The organism is Sphingomonas yabuuchiae, from assembly GCF_001477495.1.
Taxonomy (GTDB): Bacteria; Pseudomonadota; Alphaproteobacteria; order Sphingomonadales; family Sphingomonadaceae; genus Sphingomonas; species Sphingomonas yabuuchiae_A.
This window is the reverse complement of the sequence record NZ_LDTF01000019.1, coordinates 42,364-49,031: the sequence shown is the minus strand read 5'-3', so window position 1 is coordinate 49,031 and position 6,668 is coordinate 42,364. Positions and strand designations below refer to the sequence as shown.

The window sequence follows — 6,668 nt, the reverse complement described above, 5'->3', positions numbered from 1 at the left end:
CTGGCGAAGGCCGGGGTCCAGTTGCCATGCGGCAGGTGGAGCGCCGATGCGTCGGACGATTTTATTCGCGCGGAGGCGCGGAGAACGCGGAGGTGTCTCGTCCGTGGCAGCTCTCGACCCTGATGACCTGAAATGGCCCCCCTCCCCTTCAGGGGAGGGGCCGGGGTGGGGCGCTTCCGCAAGCGCGGCGTGCGTGGAAAGGCCCCACCCCAACCCCTCCCCTGAAGGGGAGGGGCTCGCATAGAATCAGCGTAAGTCATCCTGTTCTATGCCTCTCTCTCCATCACCTGTTTATGGAGCCGTGCCGCCGCCAACCGGACACCCTCTCTGCGTCCTCCGCGCCTCCGCGCCTCCGCGCGAACAAATCTTCCGGGATCAACCGCGGTGACAGGGCAACTGGCCCCCCGGCCTTCGCCGGGGTGGTTGATCTTGGATTTAGGCCAGCTTCCAATATGTCGCGTAGCGCTCATGCGCGATGCGGTGGTAGGGGATTAGCCGCACCGGCTGGCCGTTCACCGCCGGGATGGTGAACTCCAGCGGCTTGCCGGTCGCGCTGATCGTCTTCGCCAGGGCATCGGGCTCGCCCGCCAGCGTCGGGGCCTGGAACGGCGTATCGTTATACTCGCCGTACTTCCGCTCGCTGACGATGATGTCCGCGCCCGGAGCCAACCCTTCGCGACCCAGGGCGCCGGCCAGCACCATCGGGCCATAGGTGAAGGCGACGATCTCGGGCGTGGCGGGGGCACTCTCGACTGCGGGTTCCATCACCATACGCCATTCGACCGTGTCGCCGGTCTTCCACGTCCGGGTCAGTTCCACATAGCTTCCCGGCTTGTCGGAGCGCTGTACTTCGGTGCCGTTGACCAGCAGGGTCGCGGTGCGGCTCCATTTGGGGTGGCGCAGCTTCAGGGTCAGCTCGGTCGGCTGGCGCAGTTTCCAGCGGAACTGGGTATTCGCCGCCTCCGGGAAGTTCGTCGCCTGGGTCAGGGACGCGCCCTTGTCGGCCCAGGTCACGGTCGAGGGGATGAACAGGTTCACGTACAGCGCCCGGTCGTCATGGAAGTAGATCGAGTCGCGATACTTCACATGATTTTCCATGCCGGTGCCGGTGCAGCACCAGAAGCTGTCTTCGGGGGTATGGTACAGCTTCATATAGCCGGGCCGTGCACCCTGGAAATAGGTCGCCATGCCCGAGTCCGGGTCCTGCGAGGCGAGGATACCGTTATAGAGCGTGCGCTCATAATAATCGGCATATTCGGCTTGCGGGTCGCGCAGGAACAGCGCGCGGGTCAGCTTCAGCATATTGTGCTGGCAACAAGTCTCCGAACCCTTGGCGGAGAAGACGTGCTTGTCGAAGTCCGCCATGGCGAAGAAATGCTCGCCATCGCCATGCCCGCCGGTGGCGAAGGCGCGGGTATGCGCGACCGTGCGCCAGAAAAAGGCGGCGGCGTTGTGATACGCGTCGTCGCCATTCGCCTCATAGACGCGCTGGAAACCGATGATCTTCGGGATTTGGGTGTTGGCGTGCATCCCGTCGAGATAGTCGCGGCCCTGGCCCAGCGGCTTCATCACCGCCTTTTGCGAAAAGCGCTCGGCGAGGCGGCGATAATCCTCGTTGCCGGTCATGAAATACAGATCGGCATAAACCTCGTTCATGCCGCCATATTCGGTCTCCAGCATCGTCTCGAACTGCGCGTCCGACAGCGGCTTGGTGGCGACGACGCCCCAATCGGCCAGCCGGATCAGCACCGGCCGCGCCGCCTCGCTCCCCGCCAATTGCACCGCATCGCGCAAGCCCGCATAGACCTTGTGCAGCGTGTACCAGGGCACGCCGGTGATCGGCTCACCGCGCAGATGCGCCGCGACCAGCGCAGGGCCCTTGGGAAAGGCGCAGACCAGGCCGGTGCCCGCCGCCTGCTGGCACGCGGCCAGTTCGTTCGCGATATAGTCGATCCGCTGGCGGTAGCGCTTGTCCTTGGTCGCGCGGTAGGCGAGCGCGCAGGCCGAAAGATAATGGCCCAGCGTATGGCCATGGCAGTTGATGTCCGCCCACTGCGCCTCCGACTCCCAGCCGCCATAGACCGGTGCCTTCGGCTTCAACCCGGCATTGGTGCGGAAGTTCGCGAGTAACCGGTCGGGCTGCAGGCGCATCAGATACGCCTCGGTCATCTTCTGCGCATGGAGGAAGGGGCTGTCCGCCAGCGTGACGTCGGCCATGTCGAAGGGCTGGACGGCGTTAGCCGGCATGGGGGCCGCCATAGATGCCATGGGCTTGAGGCCGTTCTGCGCCCAGGCCGAAGCGGGCATCACCGCCCCCCATCCTGTCGCCAACGCGGCCGTGCTGGCCGTGGCAAGGACTTGACGCCGCGACGGGGCGGGACAGCATGAGGGCACCGATCTTCTCCGACTATTGTATTTTCCCGCATTTTGCGTCGGACGGCCGAGATCCGCAAACGTTTTTGAAACCGGCCGCGAAATTTGCGCCCTAGCGACGGAAAAACGGCGTTTATTTGTCCGACAGACGATGCTTGATTCAGCCGGTCCGGCGGAACAGCAATCGCTCGAAACCCCAGTGCAGGATCGCCCCGATCCCAACGCCCAGCATGACCTCCTGCGCCCGCGCCAGTGCCGCCGTCAGGATCGTGCCCCCCGGCGGCACGGTCAGCAGGACAATGACCGAGGTCCACATGCATACCCGCAATTCGGTCCGAATCCGCGCAATGGCGGCGGTGACGCCGACGGCCACCGCCAGCATGGCCACCGCCCCGGCATCGGGCATGGTCAAGGCGACGAGCAGCGCCACCGCCACCCCGATCAGCGTCGCGACGATCCGCCAGGTGAGCGAGCGATGCGTGTCGCCCAGCCGGTCCTGCGAGACGACGAGCGCCGACACGCTGGCCCAGACCGGATGGTCGAGGTGCAGCCGGTCGGCGATGCTGAGCGCCAGCACCGCCGCGCCGGTACAGCGCGCGACGAAGGCGATGGTGCGCACCGTCTCCTCGCGCGAGACATGCGCCGTCACCCAGTCGCGCAAGAGCGGCGGCGGCGTCACCGGAGCAAATTGGCCCGCGCCAGCTCCAGCACCTCGTCACCACGCCCGCTCAGGACCGCGCGCGCCGCATAGAGGCTGAACCCCTTGATCTGCTCGGCCTGGATCTTGGGCGGCATGATCAGTTCCTGCGTCTCGGTCACGACATCGACCAGCGCCGGGCCGTCATGCGCGAACGCCTCTCGCAGCGCCCCCTCCAGCGCGTCCGAACGGGTGACGCGGACGCCGAAATAGCCCATCTCGCGCGCGATCGCGCCGAAGTCCGGGTTCTGGAGCGACACATTGTCGTCGACATAGCCCGCCGCCTTCTGCTCCAAGGCGACGAAGCCCAGCGTCGAGTTATTGAAGACGACGATCTTGACCGGCAGCTTCATCTGCACGGCGGTCAGCATGTCGCCCATCAACATGGTCAGGCCGCCGTCCCCCGACATCGACACGACCTGCCGCCCCGGATAGGCCCCCTGCACGCCCAGCGCCTGCGGCAGGGCATTGGCCATCGATCCATGGTTGAACGACCCGATGATCCGCCGCCGACCGTTCATCGTCAGGTAGCGCGCTGCCCAGACGGCGGGCGTGCCGACATCAGCGGTGAACACGGTATCCTCGTTCGCCAGCCGGTCGATGGTGCGCGCGACGAACTGCGGATGCAGCGGCTTGTCGCCGTCGCGCGGCGTGGCGAGGTCATCCAGCCCCTTGCGCGCATCACGGTAATGCGACCGCGCCTTGTCCAGGAAACGCCCGTCGCGCTCGCCCGCGATCAGCGGGATCAGGCCGCGCGCCACCTCGGCCACGTCGCCGACCACGCCCAGGTCGAGCGGCACCCGCCGCCCCAGCGCGCCCGGATCGCGGTCCACCTGCACCACCTTCGCCTTTTCGGGATAGAAGTTGCGATAGGGGAAATCGGTGCCCAGCATCAGCAGCGTGTCGCACTCCATCATCGCGTGATAGCCCGACGAAAAGCCGATCAGTCCGGTCATGCCGACATCATAGGGGTTGTCGTATTCGATCCACTCCTTGCCCCGGTATGCATGGACGATCGGGGCCTTCAGCGCTTCGGCCAGCGCCACCACTTCGTCATGCGCGCCCGCCGTGCCCGCGCCGCACAGCAGCGTCACCGCCTTCGATCCGTTGAGCAGGTCGGCGATCTTGCCCAGCTCCGCCTGGGGCGGCACGAGGCGCGGGGTGGCCAGCGGGGAAAAGGCGACGCTGCGCGTCTCGGGCGCGGGCTTCAGCGCGACATCGCCGGGGATGACCAGCACCGCCACGCCGCGCTTGCCGATGGCGGTGCGGATCGCACGGTGAAGCAATTCGGGCATCTGGCGCGGGTCCTGCACCATCTCGCAGAAATGGCTGCATTCGCGGAACAGCTCGGTCGGATGCGTTTCCTGGAAATAGTTCAGGCCGATCTCGCTCGACGGGATATGCGCCGCGATCGCCAGCACCGGCACATGGTTGCGGTGGCAGTCGAACAAGCCGTTGATCAGGTGGAGATTGCCCGGTCCGCAGCTGCCCGCGCAGACCGCCAGCCTGTCGGTCGCCGCCGCTTCCGCCCCCGCCGCAAAGGCACCCGCTTCCTCGTTGCGGACATGCATCCATCGGACCTTGCCCGATTTGCGCAGCGAATCGTTGAAGGCGTTCAGGCTGTCGCCCGTCACGCCCCAGATTCGCTCGACACCGGCCTCGACCAGCGTGCGGTTCAAAAGATCGGCGATCGTCTCGGCCATGGTTCGTCTTTCCCTTGCTGTGGATGGGGCCGGTGCCCGTCATGCTGCAAGAGCGAAACGAACCGGGGTGCGAATGGCTTCGCACCCCGGGAATGAACTTCGTGCAAGGCGGCTAAAGCGCCGTGCAATCGCGATCAGAACAGTCCGTCATCATCGTCGTCGAACATTACCGCCGCCGTCACCGTCACGACCGGCTCCATACCGGGCAGCAGATAGGCCGCATGGATCAGACGCTCAGAGGCCATCGTATAGAGGCTTGCCGCCCAGGGCAGCAGGTCCGCCAGCACGGCCTCGTCCGTCGCCGTCAACTCGGTGCCGTCCGGGGTCTCGGGTGCGACCCGATCGGCATAGCGGGTCAGCTCCAGCGCCACGGAGCACAGCGTCTCGGCGAAATCATGCTGCTCGCCCAGATCCCCGGCGCTCGCCTGGAGCGAGGCGACGATCCGTTCGGCATCGCCGCCGCCCTTGACCATGGCCCCCGCCGAGCTTTCGCAGGCGCGTCGCACGACCGCCAGCGCTTCCTGCAGCGCGCCGCGCGTGTCGCCATTCTCGCTGTGCGTGTTGTCCTGCTGGACCAGATCGATCCCGCTGAGCACGCCGATCAGCGAACCGACCGCCACGCTCAGCTGGTCGAGGCGGCTGGCACAGGGGGCGACTTCCTTGGCGATCACCGCCACCGCGCGGCCCAGCGTGCCGTGGCGGCGGCACAGCAGCTGGGTGTTGGTCGAGATGTCCTGCACATTGACCGCGATGTGGCGGATGCGGCTCAGCCCATCGGTCAGGTCGGCCAGCGTGCGGCTGACAAAACAGGTCAGCTCGGCGAGATGACCATCGGCGTCGCACAGCTGGTCGGTGACATTGCCCAGCGACGAGATGCCATGTTCCAGCCGGAACAGCAGCTGCCCGTCCGCGCCGCCCTGCGCCCCCAGCAGGTCGCGCAAGTGATCCGCCAGCGGCGCCAGCCGTTCCAGCGAGGTGACGATCGAGGCGATCTCGCGCCCGAACTCGTCGGCCATCGCGTTCAGCTGTGCCGAGATCAGCCGCGCCATATGCGCCTTGGCCCCTTCCGGCATGCCGCCCTGCGCATCGTCCATCGCGACCCGGCGCAACATGGCGATGGCATGTTCGGCACGCTGGCGCACGCTGTCGCCGATCTGGATCGCGCCCAGGATGCGAGCGACCTCGCCCTGCACGGTGCGCACGATGCCGCCGACCTCTTCGGTCATGCGCATCACCGCTTCGATATGGTCCTGCAGCGCGTTGGCGTTGGCGGTCAGCTCGGCGGGCACGGCGGCCCCGGCGCGGTCGCATTCGGTGGCGAGCAGGCGGTCGGCCTGCTGCACATCGCCCACCACCCGGCCGAACTGGTCCAGCTGTCGCTCGATCTGGCGCAGTTCCTGGCGGCCGGTGGTCAGCTTCTCGTCCATGCCGACGACGAAGTTGAAGAACGCCGCCTCGCCCGACGAGGCGATCTTGATGTTCATCCCATAGATGCCGAGCAGCTTCAGGATGGTGCTGACCTCGTTCAACAGGCCGCGCAGCTCGCGGGTGCGGCCGGTCAGCGTCTCGACCTCGATCGCGCGCCGCTTCTGGATGATCGGCAGGGTGATCAGGCGATAGGCGACGTCGCGCAGCCGGGACACCGCCACCCCGGCGGTGTCGTGCGACAGGGCCTGGCGAATGGTCGTCAGCCCGTCCGCCATGCCGTCGATCGTGCCGATCGCGGTGGCCAGCGTCTCGCCGGTTTCGCGAAAGGTATCCTCCAGGCCACCCATCCGGTTCTGCACCTGCTCCGCCAGCATCGCGAAGGAAATGGCGGGCGGGGTCGGCAGGCCACCGGCCAACGGAACCGCAGTATCGGTATCGATCCGTGCCACAAACATCTGTCGTTCCTT

4 protein-coding genes are annotated in these 6,668 nt (G+C 66.6%); all 4 read right to left on the bottom strand.

Annotated features, from left to right (window positions below):
* Positions 1-435: 435 nt before the first annotated feature.
* Positions 436-2,247 (bottom strand): glycoside hydrolase family 127 protein, encoded by a 1,812-nt coding sequence (locus NS355_RS05575; RefSeq protein WP_244489569.1) that lies wholly within the window; start codon positions 2,245-2,247, stop codon positions 436-438.
* A 286-nt stretch (positions 2,248-2,533) separates the two neighbouring features.
* Positions 2,534-3,052 carry an FUSC family protein gene (locus NS355_RS05570; protein ID WP_058744791.1) on the bottom strand — a complete coding sequence of 173 codons (519 nt, stop codon included), beginning with the start codon at positions 3,050-3,052 and terminating at the stop codon, positions 2,534-2,536.
* Positions 3,049-4,773, bottom strand: a complete 1,725-nt coding sequence (gene poxB, locus NS355_RS05565) for a ubiquinone-dependent pyruvate dehydrogenase (protein WP_058744790.1) — start codon at positions 4,771-4,773, stop codon at positions 3,049-3,051. Before poxB ends, NS355_RS05570 begins: the two co-directional genes overlap by 4 nt.
* A 134-nt stretch (positions 4,774-4,907) precedes the next feature.
* On the bottom strand, positions 4,908-6,656 hold the full coding sequence (locus NS355_RS05560; protein WP_153008068.1) for a hypothetical protein: 1,749 nt from the start codon (positions 6,654-6,656) through the stop codon (positions 4,908-4,910).
* Positions 6,657-6,668 lie beyond the last annotated feature (12 nt).